Annotated in this window: 15 protein-coding genes; 12 read left to right on the top strand and 3 right to left on the bottom strand. The window is 65.9% G+C overall.

The features are described from left to right. Positions 1–8: 8 nt before the first annotated feature. The 12 genes from EST26_RS05215 to EST26_RS05160 all read left to right on the top strand — a co-directional run bounded on the left by EST26_RS05215 (position 9) and on the right by EST26_RS05160 (position 14,878). Entirely contained in the window at positions 9–1,526 is a 1,518-nt protein-coding gene (locus EST26_RS05215; protein WP_291065880.1) for a Do family serine endopeptidase, read from the top strand. A 175-nt stretch (positions 1,527–1,701) separates the two neighbouring features. Further along, on the top strand, positions 1,702–3,510 hold the full coding sequence (gene lepA, locus EST26_RS05210; protein ID WP_291065876.1) for a translation elongation factor 4: 1,809 nt from the start codon (positions 1,702–1,704) through the stop codon (positions 3,508–3,510). 11 nt (positions 3,511–3,521) lie between these two features. Continuing rightward, positions 3,522–4,487: a signal peptidase I gene (gene lepB / locus EST26_RS05205; RefSeq protein WP_291065874.1), complete on the top strand. Its 966-nt coding sequence runs from the start codon at positions 3,522–3,524 to the stop codon at positions 4,485–4,487. A 22-nt stretch (positions 4,488–4,509) separates the two neighbouring features. After that, positions 4,510–4,866 (top strand): DUF4845 domain-containing protein, encoded by a 357-nt coding sequence (locus EST26_RS05200; RefSeq protein WP_366474375.1) that lies wholly within the window; start codon positions 4,510–4,512, stop codon positions 4,864–4,866. Between the two features lie 44 nt (positions 4,867–4,910). Then, a complete protein-coding gene (gene rnc / locus EST26_RS05195) occupies positions 4,911–5,606 on the top strand; it encodes a ribonuclease III (protein ID WP_291065873.1) in 696 nt (231 codons plus the stop codon). 68 nt (positions 5,607–5,674) lie between these two features. Further along, the gene (gene era / locus EST26_RS05190; protein WP_291065870.1) at positions 5,675–6,739 is read left to right on the top strand and encodes a GTPase Era; all 1,065 of its coding nucleotides are present in this window, start codon (positions 5,675–5,677) and stop codon (positions 6,737–6,739) included. Positions 6,740–6,829: 90 nt separating this feature from the next. Beyond that, positions 6,830–7,645: a DNA repair protein RecO gene (recO, locus tag EST26_RS05185; protein WP_291065868.1), complete on the top strand. Its 816-nt coding sequence runs from the start codon at positions 6,830–6,832 to the stop codon at positions 7,643–7,645. A 2-nt stretch (positions 7,646–7,647) separates the two neighbouring features. After that, positions 7,648–8,430: a pyridoxine 5'-phosphate synthase gene (locus tag EST26_RS05180; RefSeq protein WP_291065866.1), complete on the top strand. Its 783-nt coding sequence runs from the start codon at positions 7,648–7,650 to the stop codon at positions 8,428–8,430. After that, entirely contained in the window at positions 8,427–8,819 is a 393-nt protein-coding gene (acpS, locus tag EST26_RS05175; RefSeq protein WP_291065864.1) for a holo-ACP synthase, read from the top strand. The genes EST26_RS05180 and acpS overlap by 4 nt, the downstream gene beginning before the upstream one ends. Next, positions 8,816–9,901 carry a beta-N-acetylhexosaminidase gene (gene nagZ, locus EST26_RS05170; RefSeq protein WP_291065862.1) on the top strand — a complete coding sequence of 362 codons (1,086 nt, stop codon included), beginning with the start codon at positions 8,816–8,818 and terminating at the stop codon, positions 9,899–9,901. The genes acpS and nagZ overlap by 4 nt, the downstream gene beginning before the upstream one ends. Positions 9,902–9,961: 60 nt before the next feature. Continuing rightward, on the top strand, positions 9,962–13,558 hold the full coding sequence (gene dnaE / locus EST26_RS05165; protein ID WP_291065861.1) for a DNA polymerase III subunit alpha: 3,597 nt from the start codon (positions 9,962–9,964) through the stop codon (positions 13,556–13,558). An 87-nt stretch (positions 13,559–13,645) separates the two neighbouring features. Then, entirely contained in the window at positions 13,646–14,878 is a 1,233-nt protein-coding gene (locus tag EST26_RS05160; protein WP_291065858.1) for an FAD-dependent monooxygenase, read from the top strand. Positions 14,879–14,914: 36 nt separating this feature from the next. Here the strand turns inward: EST26_RS05160 and EST26_RS05155 are convergent, their stop codons facing one another. From EST26_RS05155 to modA, 3 genes are read right to left on the bottom strand one after another with little or no spacing between them, the layout of a single operon-like run. Next, a complete protein-coding gene (locus EST26_RS05155; RefSeq protein ID WP_291065855.1) occupies positions 14,915–16,081 on the bottom strand; it encodes an ABC transporter ATP-binding protein in 1,167 nt (388 codons plus the stop codon). Further along, positions 16,078–16,752 carry a molybdate ABC transporter permease subunit gene (gene modB, locus EST26_RS05150; protein ID WP_291065853.1) on the bottom strand — a complete coding sequence of 225 codons (675 nt, stop codon included), beginning with the start codon at positions 16,750–16,752 and terminating at the stop codon, positions 16,078–16,080. Before modB ends, EST26_RS05155 begins: the two co-directional genes overlap by 4 nt. A gap of 14 nt (positions 16,753–16,766) precedes the next feature. Beyond that, positions 16,767–17,555, bottom strand: coding sequence for a molybdate ABC transporter substrate-binding protein (modA, locus tag EST26_RS05145; RefSeq protein WP_291065851.1), 789 nt, complete (start codon positions 17,553–17,555; stop codon positions 16,767–16,769). Position 17,556 lies beyond the last annotated feature (1 nt).

Below are 17,556 nucleotides of genomic sequence, written 5' to 3'. Positions count from 1 at the left end.
GGATTTTCATGACTTCGAAGCAACAGACATTCAAGACTTTGTGGGCCTTGTCGGCGGCGGCCGTCGTGGGTGCAGCCGGGTTGCTGGCCTTGTGGGTTCACCAGCCGCTCTCGGCTCAGACGCCCGCCCAGGCTGCGGCTGCGCCCATGGCCTTGCCGGCGGCGCGCGGCTTGCCTGATTTTGCCGACCTGGTCGATCAAGTCGGTCCCTCGGTGGTCAATATCCGCACGCTCGAGCGCGCGCCCGGCAGGCGCGCTCCCGGCTTTGGGCCGGATGAGCAGATGCTGGAGTTTTTTCGTCGTTTCGGCATTCCAATTCCGCCTGGCGTGCTGCCGCGCAGCCCCCAGCCGCCGGGCGAACCAGCGGACCAACTGCGCCCGAGCGGGGTCGGCTCCGGCTTCATTTTGAGTGCCGACGGCTTCATCATGACCAACGCGCACGTGGTCGAAGGCGCCGACGAACTGCTGGTGACCTTGGTCGACCAGCGCGAGTTCAAAGCCCGCGTCGTTGGCGCCGATCGGCGCACCGACGTCGCCGTGATCAAGATCGAGGCCACCGGTCTGAGCCCGGTCAGAATCGGTGACGTCAACCGCTTGCGAGTCGGCGATTGGGTATTGGCGATTGGTTCGCCGTTCGGCCTGGAAAACACCGTCACCGCCGGCATCGTCAGTGCCAAGAAGCGCGACACCGGCGACTTTTTGCGCTTCATCCAGACCGACGTGGCGATCAACCCCGGCAACTCGGGCGGCCCGCTGATCAATATGCGCGGCGAGGTGGTCGGCATCAACAGCCAGATTTATTCGCGCTCGGGCGGATTTCAGGGCATTTCGTTTGCCATCCCGATCGACGAGGCTGCCCATGTGGCCGAACAGTTGCGCACCACCGGGCGCGTGACGCGCGGACGTATTGGCGTGCAGATCGGCGAGGTCAGCCGCGAAGTGGCCGAGGCGATCGGACTGGGCGAACCCAGAGGCGCTCTGGTGCGCTCGGTCGAGGTCGATTCGCCGGCAGCCCGCGGCGGCGTCGAGCCGGGCGACATCATCGTGCGCTTTGACGCTCAGGACATCAGGCAGTCGATCGATCTGCCGCGTCTGGTGGCCAACACCCGGCCGGGGACCGTGAGCCGCATCACGGTGTTTCGCCGTGGCACGCAGCGCGAGTTGACCCTGACTGTGGCAGACCTCGAACCACCCCGCGCGGCGCCCCGTGCGGCCGCTCCCGAGAGTCCGCGGCCGCAGGCAGGCGGCCCGGCCCAGGCGCTGGGGCTGACGCTGGCCGATCTGACGCCGGCACAGTTGGCCGAGATGAGCTTGCGCGGCGGTGTGCGCATTGCGGCGGTCGAGGGTGCTGCCGCGCGCGCCGGCTTGCGCGAAGGCGACGTGATTGTGGCCTTGGCCCATTTTGAAACATCCAACCTGAGGGCGTTGGAGACGGTGCTGGCGCGCCTGGATCGCACACGACCGGTTCATGTGCTGTTTCGTCGTGGGGATATGGCCCAGTTCGCGGTGATCCGGCCGTCACGCTGAACCTTGCTGAAATCTGAATTCACCCTGTCGATTCGATAAAATCGCAGGCGTTGCAGGCCAGCCTGCCCTCTGATCTGTTGCTTGCGGGCGCGTCGGCGAGTGACGCGCCTTTTTTTTGCAGACCCGCTGTCTCTGACGCAGCGGGTCTGCCCCTGTGTTTGAGCTGCTTCCCCTGATGAACCACATCCGCAATTTTTCCATCATCGCGCACATAGACCACGGCAAGTCCACGCTGGCCGATCGCATCATTTCCCGCTGCGGTGGTCTGTCTGATCGTGAGATGAGCGAGCAGGTGCTCGATTCGATGGACATCGAGAAAGAGCGCGGCATCACCATCAAGGCGCAGACCGCTGCGCTGCAGTACAAAGCGCGCGACGGCCAGGTCTACAACCTGAACCTGATCGACACGCCCGGGCACGTGGACTTTTCTTATGAGGTGAGCCGATCGCTCAGCGCCTGCGAAGGCGCGCTGCTGGTGGTGGACGCCAGCCAGGGCGTGGAGGCGCAGACGGTGGCGAACTGCTACACCGCGCTCGACCTGGGCGTGGAGGTGCTGCCGGTGCTCAACAAGATGGACCTGCCCAACGCCGACCCGGACAACGCCAAGGCCGAGATCGAGGACGTGATCGGCATCGACGCGACCGACGCCATACCGTGTTCGGCCAAGACCGGCATGGGCGTGGAAGACATTCTGGAAGCGGTGGTGGCGCGCATCCCGGCGCCCCAAGGCAAAGCCGATGCGCCGCTGCGCGCCATGATCGTGGACAGCTGGTACGACGCCTATGTGGGCGTGGTGATGCTGGTGCGCGTGGTCGACGGCCACCTGCTCAAGGGCGAGCGCTTCAAGATGATGGCGACCGAAACGGTCTACAACGCCGACAGCCTGGGCGTGTTCACACCGGCCAACGAAGCGCGCGAGTCGCTGGAGGCGGGCGAGGTGGGCTACATCATTGCCGGCATCAAGGAATTGCAGGCCGCCAAGGTGGGCGACACCATCACGCTGGAAAAGAAGCTGCCCAACAACCTGGGGCCTGCCACTGAAGCGCTGCCCGGCTTCAAGGAAGTGCAGCCCCAGGTGTTTGCCGGCCTGTACCCGACCGAGGCCAGCGAATACGACGCGCTGCGCGATGCGCTGGAAAAACTCAAGCTCAACGACGCCGCGCTGATGTACGAGCCCGAGGTATCGCAGGCGCTGGGTTTCGGTTTTCGCTGCGGTTTCCTGGGCTTGCTGCACATGGAGATCGTGCAGGAGCGGCTGGAGCGCGAGTTCGACCAGGACCTGATCACCACCGCGCCCAGCGTGGTCTACCAGGTGGCCAAACCCGACGGCGAGGTCATCTTGGTCGAGAACCCGTCCAAGATGCCCGAGCAGGGGCGGCTGGAGGAGATTCGCGAGCCCATCGTGACGGTGCACCTCTATATGCCGCAGGAGTACGTGGGCGCGGTCATGACGCTGGCCAACCAGAAGCGTGGCATGCAACAGAACATGGCCTACCACGGCAAGCAGGTCATGCTGACCTACGACATGCCGCTGGGCGAAATCGTGCTGGATTTCTTCGACAAGCTCAAATCGGTCAGCCGCGGTTACGCCTCGATGGACTATGAGTTCAAGGAGTACCGCGCGGCCGATGTGGTGAAGGTGGACATCTTGCTCAACGGCGAGAAGGTCGATGCGCTGTCCATCATCGTGCACCGCAGTCAGTCGCAGTACCGGGGGCGCGCGGTGGTGGCCAAGATGCGCGAAATCATCAGCCGCCAGCAGTTCGACGTGGCGATCCAGGCCGCCATTGGCGGCAACGTGATCGCGCGCGAGACCATCAAGGCCCTGCGCAAGAACGTGCTGGCAAAATGCTACGGCGGCGACATCAGCCGCAAACGCAAACTCCTCGAAAAACAGAAAGCAGGCAAGAAGCGCATGAAACAGATTGGTTCGGTCGAGGTGCCGCAAGAGGCTTTTCTGGCGATTTTGCAGGTGCAAGACTGATGCACAACACCATGAGCGGGTTCACGGCGGCGGTTTTGACGGCCTTTGCGGTCTACGCGCTGGCCTGGTACGGCGGCGCGGTGCAAGGCAACTTCGCGCTGTTGCTGATGCTGGCCACCGGGGTCACGGGCCTGTACTGGCTGGCCGAGAAATTCTGGTTCTGGCCGCAGCGCAAACGCGCCGCCCAGCGCCTGCTCGACGAGCACAAGGCGCGCCTGGCGGCGCTGGAAAAGCAGGGCTTCGGCCAGAGCCTGGACGACGTCGAGCCGGCTCGGCAGCAACTGCTGCGCCAGCCCTGGTGGCTGGACTGGACCGCCGGTCTGTTTCCGGTCATTTTGGCGGTGTTCGTGCTGCGCTCGTTTCTTTTTGAGCCGTTCAAGATACCCTCCGGCTCCATGATCCCGACCTTGCACGTGGGCGACCTGATTTTGGTCAACAAATTTCACTATGGCGTGCGCCTGCCGGTGTTCCACCACAAGCTGCTGGCCAACCAGCAGCCGCAGCGCGGCGACGTGATGGTGTTTCGCTTTCCGCCGCAACCCAGTCTGGACTACATCAAGCGCGTGGTGGCCGTGCCGGGCGACCAGGTTTCCTACTTGAACAAACGGCTGAGCATCAACGGCGAGTTGGTGCCGCGCAGCGCCGAGCCCGATTTTTTTGACCCCGACACCTTGCGCCATTCGCGCCAGTACACCGAGACGCTCCAGGGGCGCCACTTTGGCATCCTCAACGACGACGACCGCCCGGCCTTCATTGCCGGTGCTACCGATTTTGCCTACCGCGATCTATGCAGCTACACCATCGAAGGCGTCAGCTGCACCGTGCCGTCGGGGCATTTTTTCGTGCTGGGCGACAATCGGGACAATTCGCTCGATTCGCGCTTCTGGGGCTTCGTCCCCGAAGCCAATATCGTCGGAAAAGCCTTTTTTGTCTGGATGAACTTTGGCGATCTGAGCCGCATTGGCCGGTTCGAGTGAAGTCATCCTGCACGGTGGAAAGATGGAAATCATGCAAGGCAAACGGCAACAACGCGGTCTGACCTTCCTGGGACTGCTGGTGACGGCGGTCGTGCTGGCCTTGGTCGGCGTGCTGCTGGCACAGGCGGTACCCACCTACATCGAATACACGCTGGTCAAGAAAGCGGTGCAAAAAGCCTCTACCGGCAGCACCGTGACCGAGGTGCGCGGCCTTTTCGACCGCGCCGCGCAGATTGACCGCATCGAAAGCGTCTCCGGCCGCGATCTGGAGGTGGTCAAGCAAGGTGAGCGGGTGGTGGTTTCCTTCGCCTACCAGCGTGAAATTCACCTGCTCGGGCCGGCTTATCTGCTGCTCAAGTACAGCGGCAGCTCGCGCTGATGTCGTCTTCTTTTCGGTCCACAGCCTCCCAAGCGACAACTGTGTTGTCGGCTGATTTTCTCGCGCTGCAACAGCGCTTGCGGCACGATTTTGCGCAGCCGCGCCTGCTGCTGCGTGCACTCACCCACCGCAGCTTCGCCGCCGACCACAACGAACGGCTGGAATTTCTGGGAGATTCGGTGCTGGGCCTGGCCGTCTCGGCCCTGTTGTTTGAAAAGCTCGGTCAACTGCCCGAGGGCGACCTCTCGCGCGTACGCGCCAACCTGGTCAAGCAAGACAGCCTGGTTGAGATCGCCAGCCGACTCGGGCTGCCCGCGTGCCTGCGCCTGGGCGAGGGCGAAAAGCGCTCGGGCGGTCAGCAGCGTCCGTCCATTCTGGCCGACGCACTCGAAGCCATTTTGGGTGCGGTCTACCTCGACGCCGGTTTCGATGCCGCCGCTGCGCTGGTGCGGCGCCTGTACGGCGACACCGTGCTCGATGGCCAGATGGGAGCCCTGGGCAAAGACCCGAAAACCGAATTGCAAGAGTGGCTGCAGGGGCGCAAAATGAAGCTGCCGGTCTACCGCGTGGTGACCACGCGGGGGGACGCGCATCAGCAGACCTTCGACGTCGAATGCTGCGTAGCCGAGATCGCTTGCAGCCAGCGCGGCCTGGGCGCTTCGCGCCGTGCCGCCGAGCAGGCCGCCGCTGCTGCCCTGTTGCAACAGCTCGGTGCGTCGGTTGCTGCCGGCAAGGCCTGAATCACCTGCGTTCGGGCGCCTTTTCAACCCACCAGTGCGTGCCTCCTGGCCGCCATTTTCAGCCTACCATGCCCCGCCAAGCCGACCCTGCGTCCACCCCCATTCCCGTTGTGCCCACCCAGGCCAACCCCGAGCTCGACGCCATGCTGGCACGCGCCCTAGGCCAGGGCGCAGACGCCGCAGACGCCGCTACAGATGCTGAAGCCACGCATCAAGCCAGCGCGCCCGAGGCTCCCGCGCCCATCGATCCAGCGCAACAGCGCTGCGGCCTAGTCGCCATCGTCGGCAAACCCAACGTCGGCAAGTCCACCTTGCTGAACGCGCTGGTGGGTCAAAAAGTCAGCATCACCTCGCGCAAGGCGCAGACCACGCGCCACCGCATCACTGGTTATCGCACGCTGGGGCCGAACCAGTTTGTCTTTGTCGACACGCCGGGATTTCAGACCCGGCACGGCAACGCGCTGAACCGCGCGCTCAACAAAACCGTGCTCGGCACCGTGGCCGAGGTCGATCTGATCCTGTTCGTGGTCGAGGCCGGTTACTTCACGGCGGCCGACGCCCAGGTGCTCGACCTGCTGCCGCGCCACATTCCGGCGCTGTTGCTGGCCAACAAGTTCGATCTGGTGCGCCGCCGTGGCGAACTCGCGCCCTGGCTGCGCGCCATGCAGGAACGTCACCCCTTTGCCGAATTCGTGCCTATGTCGGCCAAGAGCCCGCGCGACATCGAGCGCTTGTTCGCCATTTGCGAAAAATACCTGCCGCAGCAGCCCTGGATGCACGACTGCGAGGCGCTGACCGACCGCAGCGAGCGCTTCATGGCGAGCGAAATGGTGCGGGAAAAGTTGTTTCGCCTCACCGGCGACGAGTTGCCCTACACGTCCACTGTTGTGATCGACAAGTTTGAACAAGACGGTGCGCTCAAGCGCATCGCCGCCACCATCGTGGTCGAACGCGAAGGCCACAAGGGCATGGTGATCGGCGAGGGCGGTGAAAAACTCAAGCGCATCGGCACCGAAGCGCGCCTGGAGCTGGAGAAGCTCTGGGACTGCAAGGTGTTTTTGGAGCTGTGGGTCAAGGTGCGTTCGGGCTGGGCCGACGACGCTGCGCGGGTGCGCTCGTTCGGTTATGAATAGTGCCCCCACGCTCCACCGCTTCGCGGGTCGCCGCCCCCCGAGGGGGCTTGCCTGCCTTGGGGCGGCCCGGCGGCAGGACACTTTTCAGCAATGAGCAAACGGGCCAACGAAGAACCCGCTTTCGTCCTGCACCGCTACGACTGGAGCGAGTCCAGCCTGATTCTGGAGGTGTTCAGCCGCCAGCACGGCCGCCTGGCCCTGCTCGCCAAGGGCGTCAAGCGGCCCACCTCGCAGTTTCGTCCGGTGCTGCTGCCGCTGCAGCCGCTGCTGCTGAGCTGGGGCGGGCAGACCGAGGTGCGCACCCTCAAGGCCGCCCAGTGGCAGGGCGGCCACGTCATGCCCAGCGGCGAGGCGCTGTTGTCGGGCAGTTATTTGAACGAACTGCTGCTGCGCTTGCTGGCGCGCGACGACCCGCACCCGCGCCTGTTTGACCATTTCGCCCGCGCCGTGCAACTGCTGGCCGAGCGCGCCGACGCGCAGCAAGCCATTTTGCGCGCCTTCGAGCTGCTGTTGTTGCGTCAGACGGGCCTGCTGCCGGATCTGGCGCACGAGGGCTCCACGCTGGCCGCGCTCGATCCGCAGGCGCCCTACGTGCTGCTGCCCGAACACGGTTTGCGCTTGGCAACTGCCAGCGATGGGCCGGCGCCCGCGGGCGCACACTGGCTGGCGCTGCAAGCCGCGCTGGACGAACCGGCCCCGTTCATTGCCACCTTGCGCGCCTGCGCGCCCGCCCTGTGGGTGTTGCAGGCGCAACTGCGCGCCCTGCTGCACCACCATGGCGGCGTGCGGGTATTCAAAACCCGACAATTGATGCTTGATGTGCAGGCTTTGAGCCGGCCGCGCGCGCTGGCTGGGCCAGTCACCCAGACCAATCCCGTTTCTTTGTTTGACACTTTCTCATCATGACCGTGGCCTCAGTCCCCCGCGTCCCGCACACCGCCTTGTCGGTCAACCTCAACAAAGTGGCGCTGCTGCGCAACGCGCGCCAGTTGGGCATTCCCTCGCTCACGCGCGCGGCCACGCAGTGCCTGCAAGCCGGTGCGCACGGTATTACGCTGCACCCGCGGCCAGACCAGCGCCACGTGCGAACGTCCGACGTGTTCGAACTGGGCGAGTTGCTGCTGGACTGGCCGGAGCGCGAGTTCAACATTGAAGGCAACCCGACGCATAACCTGCTGGACGTCGCACGCGAGCTCAAACGGCGCGGCCTGCCGCTGCAGCAACTCACCTTCGTGCCCGACAGCGTGGGCCAGTTCACCAGCGACCACGGCTGGAACCTGCCCGCCGACGCCGACCTGCTGCGCCCGCTGATCGCGCAGGCGCAGGCGCTGGGCGCGCGCGTGAGCCTGTTCATGGACGCCGACCCGCAGCCCATGGCGGCCGCGCGCGCGCTCGGCGCCGAGCGCGTCGAGCTCTACACCGAGCCCTACGCCGCCGCCTGGCACACGCCGCAGCGCAACGCGCAGTTGCAGCGTTACCGAGCCGCCGCGCAGGCCGCGCAGGACGCGGGGCTGGAGGTCAACGCCGGCCACGACCTCAACCGCGACAACCTGAGCGCCCTTTTGCGCGCCGTACCGGGCCTGCGCGAGGTCTCGATCGGTCACGCGCTGGTGGCCGACGCGCTCGAACGGGGCTACGCGGCCACGGTGGCCGACTACCTGCGCTGCATTGCTGTCGCACAAGACCCATGATTTACGGCATAGGCACCGACGTGTGCGACCTGCGCCGCATCCGCGCCAGCCTGGAGCGGCACGGCGAGCGTCTGGCTGAAAAAGTGCTGGGCCAAAGCGAACTGATCACCTGGCGCCAGCGCAGCGCGCGCTGGCCCGAGCGCGGCGTGCGCTACCTGGGAACGCGCTTTAGCGCCAAGGAAGCGTTCAGCAAGGCCATTGGCCTGGGGCTGCGCAGTCCCATGACCTGGCGCGACTGCGAGATCGACAAGCTCCCCAGTGGCCAGCCCGTCCTCGTGCTGCACCGGGGTCTGAAAGACTGGTTCGAAGCAAGAGGGTTGCGCGCGCACGTCAGCGTCAGCGATGAAACCGATTACGCCACCAGCTTCGTGGTGGTGGAAAAAGCATGAGCCTGCCCGCAGTTTTGATCATCGACGTCGCCGGCACCGCTCTGGACGGGAACGACGAACGGCGCCTGGCGCACCCGCTGGTCGGCGGCGTGATTTTGTTTTCTCGCAACTGGCACAAGCGCGCCCAGCTCAGCCAGTTGTGCCGCCAGATCAAGCAAGTGCGCCCCGACCTGCTGATTGCCGTCGACCACGAAGGCGGGCGCGTGCAGCGCTTTCGCAGCGACGGCTTTACCCACCTGCCGCCCATGCGCGCCCTGGGTCAGCGCTGGTTTGGCGGCCAGGCCGGCTTGGAAAGCGAAGCCGCCGTGCTGGCCTGCCAGGCCGCTAGCGCCGTGGGCTATGTGCTCGGCGCCGAGCTGCGCGCCTGTGGGGTCGATTTCAGCTTCACCCCGGTGCTTGATCTGGACCACGGCAGCAGCCGTGTGATTGGCGACCGCGCCTTTTCGGCCGACGCGCGCGTCACCACGCTGCTGGCCCGGGCTCTGCTGCACGGCCTGCTGCAAAGCGGCATGCGCAACTGCGGCAAGCACTTTCCGGGGCATGGCTTTGTCCAGGCCGACTCGCACCTTGACGTGCCGGTGGACCCGCGCAGCCTGGAAGCCATTTTGGCGCAAGACGCCGCCCCCTACGGCTGGCTCAGCAACAGCCTGGACAGCGTGATGCCGGCGCACGTCATCTACCCGCAGGTCGATGCACGGGCGGCGGGCTTTTCGTCGCGCTGGTTGAACGATATCCTGCGTCATCGGCTCGGTTTTACCGGCGCCATTTTCAGCGACGACCTGAGCATGGCCGGTGCGCGTCAGATCGAAGGCCGCGCGCTCAGCCACACCGAAGCCGCGCTGGCCGCGCTGGCCGCCGGCTGCGACCTGGTGCTGTTGTGCAACCAATGCCAAGTGGACGCAGGCGCGCCGATTGACGCACTGATAGACGGCCTGAGCCTGGCCCATAGGCAAGGGCGCTGGCAGGCCCATCCGGCCAGCGAGCAGCGCCGCAGCGCCTTGTTGCCCAGCGGCACGGCATGGGCCTGGGACGATTTGATGCGCAGCCCGCGCTACCTGCAGGCGCTGTCCTTGCTGCCTTGATCCGGGCAAGGCGCTGCCGCCCGGCGCGGGCGGGCTGTTTTGAAAAATGGATACCCATTCATGCTGTCAGCCTCATCTTCATTCATTCATCTGCGTTTGCACACCGAGTTCTCCGTCGTCGACGGCTGCAACCGGATCGACGAGGTGCTGGACGCCGCCGCTGCCGACGGCCAGCCCGCGCTGGCCATCACCGACTTGAACAACCTGTTTGGCGCGGTCAAGTTTTACAAGGCAGCGCGCGCGCGTGGCCTCAAACCGCTGCTCGGTGCCGAGGTGGTGTTGCAAGGCTTTGCGGCGCAAACGCCGCACGCCGTACCCGGCCACCCGCACAACGGCATGCCGCGTGTGTTGCTGCTGGTACAAAACCAGCAGGGCTACCTCAATTTGTGCGAGCTGCTCACGCGCGCCTGGACCGGCAGCGACGGGCGCAGCCCGGTTGCACTGGAGCGCGCCTGGCTGGAGCGGCACAACGCCGGTCTGCTGCTACTCTCGGGCGCGCAGGCTGGCCCGGTGGGGCAGGCGCTGTTGCACGGTGACGGGCAGCGCGCCGCCGACCTGGCGTTGCAACTCGGCAGCCTGTTTGCGCACCGGTTTTATCTGGAGCTGCAACGCGCTGGCCGCGCCGACGACGAGCGCCACGTGGCGGCGACGGTGCAACTGGCCGCCCGGCTGGGCTTGCCGGTGGTGGCGACGCAGCCGCTGCAATTTTTGCGAGCGGACGACTACGAAGCGCATGAGGCGCGCGTGTGCATCGCCGACGGTGAAATTCTGGGCAACAAGCGGCGCCTGCGCCGCTTCACGCGCGAGCAGTATTTCAAATCGGCAGCGCAGATGCAAGCGCTGTTTGCCGACCTGCCGACGGCGCTGGCGAACACGCTGGAGATCGGCAAGCGCTGCAACCTCACGCTGGTGCTGGGCCAGCCGCAACTGCCGCATTTCCCCACCCCGCTGATCGACGGCGTGTCGATGCCGATGGCTGACTTCTTTCGCCAATCTTCCTACGCCGGACTGGAGCAGCGGCTGCGCCAGCGCTACCCCGACGCGGCGCAGCGCGCGCAGCAGCGCGCGCACTACGTGCAGCGGCTCGAGTTCGAGATCGAAACCATCCTGAAAATGGGGTTTCCGGGCTATTTCCTGATCGTCAGCGACTTCATCAACTGGGCCAAGAACAACGGCTGCCCGGTGGGGCCGGGGCGCGGCTCGGGCGCCGGTTCGCTGGTGGCTTATGTGCTGAATATCACCGACCTCGATCCGCTGCAGTACAAGCTGCTGTTCGAGCGTTTTCTGAATCCGGAACGGGTCTCTATGCCCGACTTCGACATCGACTTCTGTCAGGCCAACCGCGACCGCGTGATCGACTACGTCAAACACAAGTACGGCAAGGAGGCGGTGAGCCAGATCGTCACCTTTGGCACCATGGCGGCGCGCGCGGCGATTCGCGACGTCGGTCGCGTGCTCGATTTTTCCTATGGCTTTTGCGACGGCATCTCCAAGCTGATTCCGAACAAGCCGGGCGTGTCGGTGACGCTGCAGTACCCGCCCAGTCCGAAGCCGGCAGGCGACAAAAACAACTACGCCATCGAGCTGGAGCCGCTGCTGGCCGAGCGCATTCAGAAAGAAGACGACGTCAAGACCCTGATCGAACTGGCGCAAAAACTCGAAGGTCTGACGCGCAACGTCGGCATGCACGCCGGCGGGGTGTTGATCGCGCCGGGCAAGCTGACCGATTTTTGCCCGCTCTACGCCCAGCCCGGCAGCGACGCTGCGGTGAGCCAGTACGACAAGGACGATGTGGAAGCGATTGGCCTGGTCAAGTTCGACTTTCTGGGCTTGGCCACGCTGACCATTTTGGAGATCGCGCGCGAACTCATACGCACGCGCCACCCGGGCCAGCAAGATTTTTGCTATGAAAACCTGCCGCTGGATGACCCGCGGGTCTACGCCTTGTTCACGCGCGGCCAGACCGAAGCCGTGTTCCAGTTTGAAAGCCGCGGCATGCAGGGCATGCTCAAAGACGCCAAACCCAGCCGGCTGGAAGACCTGATCGCCCTCAACGCGCTGTACCGGCCCGGCCCGATGGACCTCATTCCCAGCTTCGTGGCGCGCAAGCACGGGCGCGAGGTGATCGAATACCCGCACCCGCTGGTGGCCGAGGTGCTGTCCGAGACTTACGGCATCATGGTTTACCAGGAACAGGTGATGCAGACGGCGCAGTTGCTGGGCGGCTACTCGCTCGGTGGCGCCGACATGCTGCGCCGGGCCATGGGCAAAAAGAACGCCGATGAAATGGCCCAGCAGCGCGCCATTTTTCGCGCCGGGGCAGCCAAGAAGCAGATCGACCAGACCAAGGCGGACGAGATTTTCGATCTGATGGAGAAGTTTGCCGGCTACGGTTTCAACAAGTCGCATGCCGCTGCCTACTCCTTGCTGGCCTATCACACCGCCTGGCTCAAGGTGCATTACACGGCCGAGTTTTTCTGCGCCAACCTGACGGTGGAGATGGACGACACCGACAAGCTCAAGGTGTTGTTCGAGGACGCGCAGAAAATGGGCCTGGCGTTCGAGGCGCCCGACGTGAACCGCGGTGGTTATCGCTTCGAGCCGATCAGCGCGCAGTCGATTCGTTACGGTCTGGGCGCCATCAAGGGCACCGGGCAGCAGGCGATCGAGGCCATCGTTGCCGCGCGTCAAGGCCGCGGCGAGGGCCCCAGGGGCGCTGACGCCGGACCGTTCAAGAGCCTGTTCGATTTCTGTCTGCGCGTCGACCGCGCGCGGCTGAACAAGCGCAGCGTCGAAGCCTTGATCAAGGCCGGCGCCTTCGACACGCTGCAGCGCAACCGCGCCGCCCTGCTGGCGTCGGTCGAGCGTGCCTTCGATTTTGCCGCCGCCAGCGCGGCCAACGCCAACCAGGGCGGGCTGTTCGACCTGCTGGACGAGGATGCGCAAGACGCTGCTCACGGCTCGAGTACGCAGGAGCCGCAACTGATAGACGCGCTGCCTTGGGGCGTGAAAGAGCGTCTGGGCATGGAGAAGTCGGCGATCGGCTTTTATTTTTCTGGTCATTTGTTCGACGAGGTCGAAAGCGAGCTGCGGCGCTTCGTTCGCACGCCGCTGGCCGAGGTGGTCGAGAGCCGCGAGCCGGTGTTGCTGGCTGGCATCGTGGGCGACTTGCGCCTCATCAACGCCCAGCGCGGCAAACTCGCGTTGTTCAAGCTCGACGACAAGAGCGCCGTGCTGGAAGCCAGTGCCGACGAGCAGTTGATCCAGCGCCAGCGCCACCTGTTTCAGGACGACGAACTCGTCATCGTGCAAGCGCTGGCGCAGCCAGATCGTTTCTCCGGCGGGCTGCGCCTGAAGATTCAGCAGCTCTGGGACTTGCCGACGGCACGTTGCCGCTTTGGCAAATACCTGCGGGTGGCGGTCTGCGGCCAGCCACTCCCGGTGGCCGCGCTGGTGCGCGAACATCCACCCCGGCGCGAGCTGACCGAGCAGGGCGAGTTGGTGCGCGGCCTGCCGGTGCGCCTGGTCTTGCGCCTGGCCGACGCGCAATGTGAACTGCAGCTCGACGAGCGCGCGAACTTCTTTCCGACCGATGCCGCACTGGCGAGCTGGGCGGCGCAGGCGCATCAGCAGCGGGCCGAAATTGTTTTTGAATGAGCAGGCCGGCACTGCATGATTCGCTTTGGACCCGTTTGCTGAGTTGCATCAATTTGCGCTGTCACGCAGGCGGCACAATGCTGCCTCATGAAAGATCACGTTCTGGTGGCCGGGGGTGGCATAGGGGGGCTGGCCTGCGCGCTGGCGCTGGCGCGCGCCGGGGTGGCGGTCGAGTTGCTGGAGCAGGCCAGCGCGTTCGCCGAAGTCGGCGCCGGTTTGCAGCTCGGGCCGAACGCGGTGCGCGTGCTCGACGACTGGGGCTTGCTGGAAGACTTGCAGGCTTGCGCCGCCTTTCCCGACGAGGTGCTGGTGCGCGATGCGCACAGCGCCAAGCGCCTGGGCCGACTGCGCCTGGGCGCCATGGCCCTGGCCCGCTACGGCCAGCCCTACGCCACTTTGCACCGCGCCGACCTGCACGGCTTGTTGCTGACGGCGCTGCAGCGCCAGGCCGGGGTTCGGTTGCGGCTGGACGCGCGCGTGCTGGCCTATCAAGCGGGTCCGAGCGCGGTGCAGGTGACGCTGGAAAACGGCTCCAGCGTCAGCGGGGCGGCCTTGATCGGCTGTGACGGCCTGTACAGCCGGGTGCGCGAGCAGTTGTTGGGCGTACAGCCGCTGCGCCACAGCGGCCACCTGGCCTATCGGGGCCTGGTGCGCAGCGCCGATCTGCCCCGCACCCTGTGCCACAAGGCCGTTACCGTCTGGCTCGGGCCGCGCCTGCACGTGGTGCATTACCCGGTGCGGCAAGGCCAGTGGTTCAACCTGGTGGCGGTGGTGCACGGCGTGCTCGGGCAGGGTCACGGTGGTCCGCCTGGGGCCGACCCGCAGAGCTGGAGCCACGAGGCCCACGCGGGGGACCTCAAGCGCGCGCTCGGCCCGGTTTGCGCCGAGCTGCAGGCCATGCTGGACGCAGCGGCACAGTGGAAGCTCTGGCCCTTGAACGACCGCGCGCCGCTGCGTGGACCGCACGAGCACGCGCAGGGCCGGGTGGCTCTGCTGGGAGATGCAGCGCATCCGCTGCGGCCCTACCTGGCGCAAGGCGCGGCGATGGCGCTGGAAGACGCCTGGACATTGGGTCGGCTGCGGCAAGCCGCGCCGGCCCAGGCAGTGCCAGACTGGCCGGCGCTGCTGGCGCGCTACGCCTTGACCCGCTGGCAGCGCAATGCCCGGGTGCAAAATCGTTCGCAGCGCAACGGCACTATTTTTCACGCCAGCGGCCTGCTGCGCTGGGGCCGCAACACCGCCATGCTCGTGCTGGGTGAGCGGCTGCTTGACAACGAATGGCTGTATCAGGGGCCGCCCGACCCCTTGGCGTCGGGCTGAGTGCGGCCGGCGCCGCGCGCGGCGGGTGCGGGGCTCTCAGCGTTGCGGTTTCGGCGTCAAGGTGCTGCTGGCGCTGCGGATCGGCATGATGTGCAGCAGTTCCAGGTCGAGCCGCAGCGCCAGCGTCTGGCCGGGTGTGAGCGCTTGCGCCTGTTGGCCGGTCAGCATCAGCCGAAACACCGCCTGCGGGCCGCTTTGGCACTGCAGCCGCAGCATCCAGACCTCGCCCAGGTGGCGCAGCGACAAGACGGTGGCGGGCAGATGCAGCGCGCTGGCTTGTTGGTTGGGGTCTGGCGCCGCGTCGCTGTCGATCTGCAGCCCGTGCGCAGCCACCACCCAGGCCACGGGCTGGCCGGGTTCGATGCGGCGTTTGTCGCGTACCGGCAGCCGCAAGGCCTGCTCGCCCTGGCCCCAGCGCAGCCAGCCCTGGCCGGGGCTGCTGCTGGCGTCGGGGCCTTCCCACACGCCTTCGAACCGGTTGGCAATGCCGACGATGTCGGCCACGCGGGCGTTGCGCGGCGCGCGGTGAATGGCGTCGGCCCGGCCTTGTTGCAGCACCACGCCCTCGGCCATCACCACCAATTCGTCGGCCAGCAAACGCGCTTCATTCATGTCGTGCGTGACCAGTACCATAGGCACCGCAATGTCTTCGCGCAGCTCGGCCAGCAAGGTGTAGAGGGTCTGACGGGTCATTTGATCGACGGCGGAAAACGGCTCGTCGAGCAGCAGCACGGCGGGTTCGCGCACCAGCGCGCGTGCCACCGCCACGCGCTGCTGCTGGCCGCCGGAGAGCTGGGCCGGGCGGCGCTGCATTTGCTCGGGCGTCAGGCCCACGCGTGCCAGCATGGCGCGCGCGCGCACCAGCCGGTCGGGGCTGCGCAGCGGCAGCGCCACGTTGCCCAGCGCGTCCAGGTGCGGCATCAGCGCGTAGTCTTGAAACACCAGGCCGACGTTGCGCTGCTGCGGTGGCACGAACACGCCACGAACCGAATCGCACCAGCAGTCGGCCGCGATGTGGATGCTGGCGTTCTGTGGCCGCATCAGGCCGGCGATGCAGCGCAGCAACGAGGTTTTGCCTGCGCCGGACGGGCCGACCAGCGCCACCATTTGCCCCGGCGCGCAGTGCAGTGTGCCGGCCAGCCGCATCGGGCGTTGCTGGTCGATGTGGACCCGCAAAGAGGCGTTCGGGCTTGGCTGGCTCATGGCGCGCGCGGCCGGCGGCTCAGCCGCGCCGTGGCAAAGAAGGAAAACGCCACCGCCAGCATGGACAGCACCAGCAGCAGCAGCGACATCTGATGCGCCGCTTGCAGATCGAAGCTTTGCACCTTGTCGTAAATCGAGATCGCAATCGTCTTGGTCTCACCCGGAATGCTGCCGCCGACCATCAAAACGACACCGAATTCGCCCAGCGTGTGAACGAAGGTCAGCACCATGCCCGACAGAATGCCGGGCCAGGCCAGCGGCAATTCGACCTTGAGCAGGGTGCGCCACCAGCCCAGACCGCAGACCGCCGCCGCCTCGCTGAGCTGGCGCGGTATGGATTCAAAGGCGCGCTGGATCGGCTGCACGATGAAGGGAATGTTGAACACCACCGAAGCCAGCAGCAAGCCGGTGAAGTTGAAGGTCAGCCGCACGCCCAGGGTGTCGTGCATCCAGCGGCCGATCGGCGAATTGCCGCCCAGGCTCACCAGCAGGTAGTAGCCCAGCACGGTGGGCGGCAGCACCAGCGGCAGCATCACCAGCGCTTCGATCCAGGGTTTGCCGGAAAACTGGGTGTACGCCAGCCAGCGCCCCAGGAACAGACCCAGCGGCAGCAGCACCACCAGCGTGACCAGGGCCAACTCGAGCGAGAGGAAGAGGGCGGTCCAGTCCATGCGGGTGGCGCCGCTTACGGCCTGGGCACGTTAAAGCCGTTTCGCTCCATGATGGCCTGCGCCGCCGGGCTGCTCATGTAGAGGTAGAAGGCTTGCACCGGCGCCGATGCGCCTTGCATCAATACCATGCGCTGGCGCAGCGGCTGATGCCAGTGCTCGGGAATGAGGACGAAGTGGCCCAGTTGCGCCAGCGCAGGCAGCGTCGCCAGCGACTGGCCGATGATGCCGCCTTGCGCTGCGCCCGAAGTGGCGAATTGTGCCGCCTGCGCCACGTTTTCTCCCAGCACCAGCCGCGGGCCGATAGCCTCCCACAGGCCGGCGTGTTGCAGCGCTTCGCGTGCGCGCATGCCGTAGGGCGCGTGCGCCGGGTTGGCAATGGCGAATTTCTGCACCCGGCCATCCTGCAGTGCCGCTCTGAGGTCTTGCAACTGTGCGTCGGCCTTGAGCGCGGAGCCGTGCGGCACCATGATGCCGATGCGGCCGACGGCATACAACAGACCGCGATCCTGGGTTTTTCCGGTGTCGGCGAGCTTGAAGACAAAATGTTCGTCGGCCGACAGAAACATCTGAAACGGCGCGCCTTGGTTGATCTGCGAAAACAAGTGACCCGAGGAGCCGAACACCAGCCTGATCTGGTGGCCGGTTTCGCGCTCGAAATTCACCCTGATTTCCTCCAGCGCAAAGCGCAAACTGGCGGCGGCGGCTACCGTGGGTTGCGCCAAGGCCTGGATGGGCAGCGCGGCTGCCAGCAGCAGGGTCAGGCAGACCAGGCATTTTTGCAAGCTTTGGATCAGCAGTCGCATG

This window comes from Hydrogenophaga sp. (assembly GCF_014773545.1).
GTDB lineage: Bacteria > Pseudomonadota > Gammaproteobacteria > Burkholderiales > Burkholderiaceae_C > Hydrogenophaga.
Note: the sequence above shows the minus strand (reverse complement) of the source record. Positions and strands in the feature narration are given on the sequence as shown.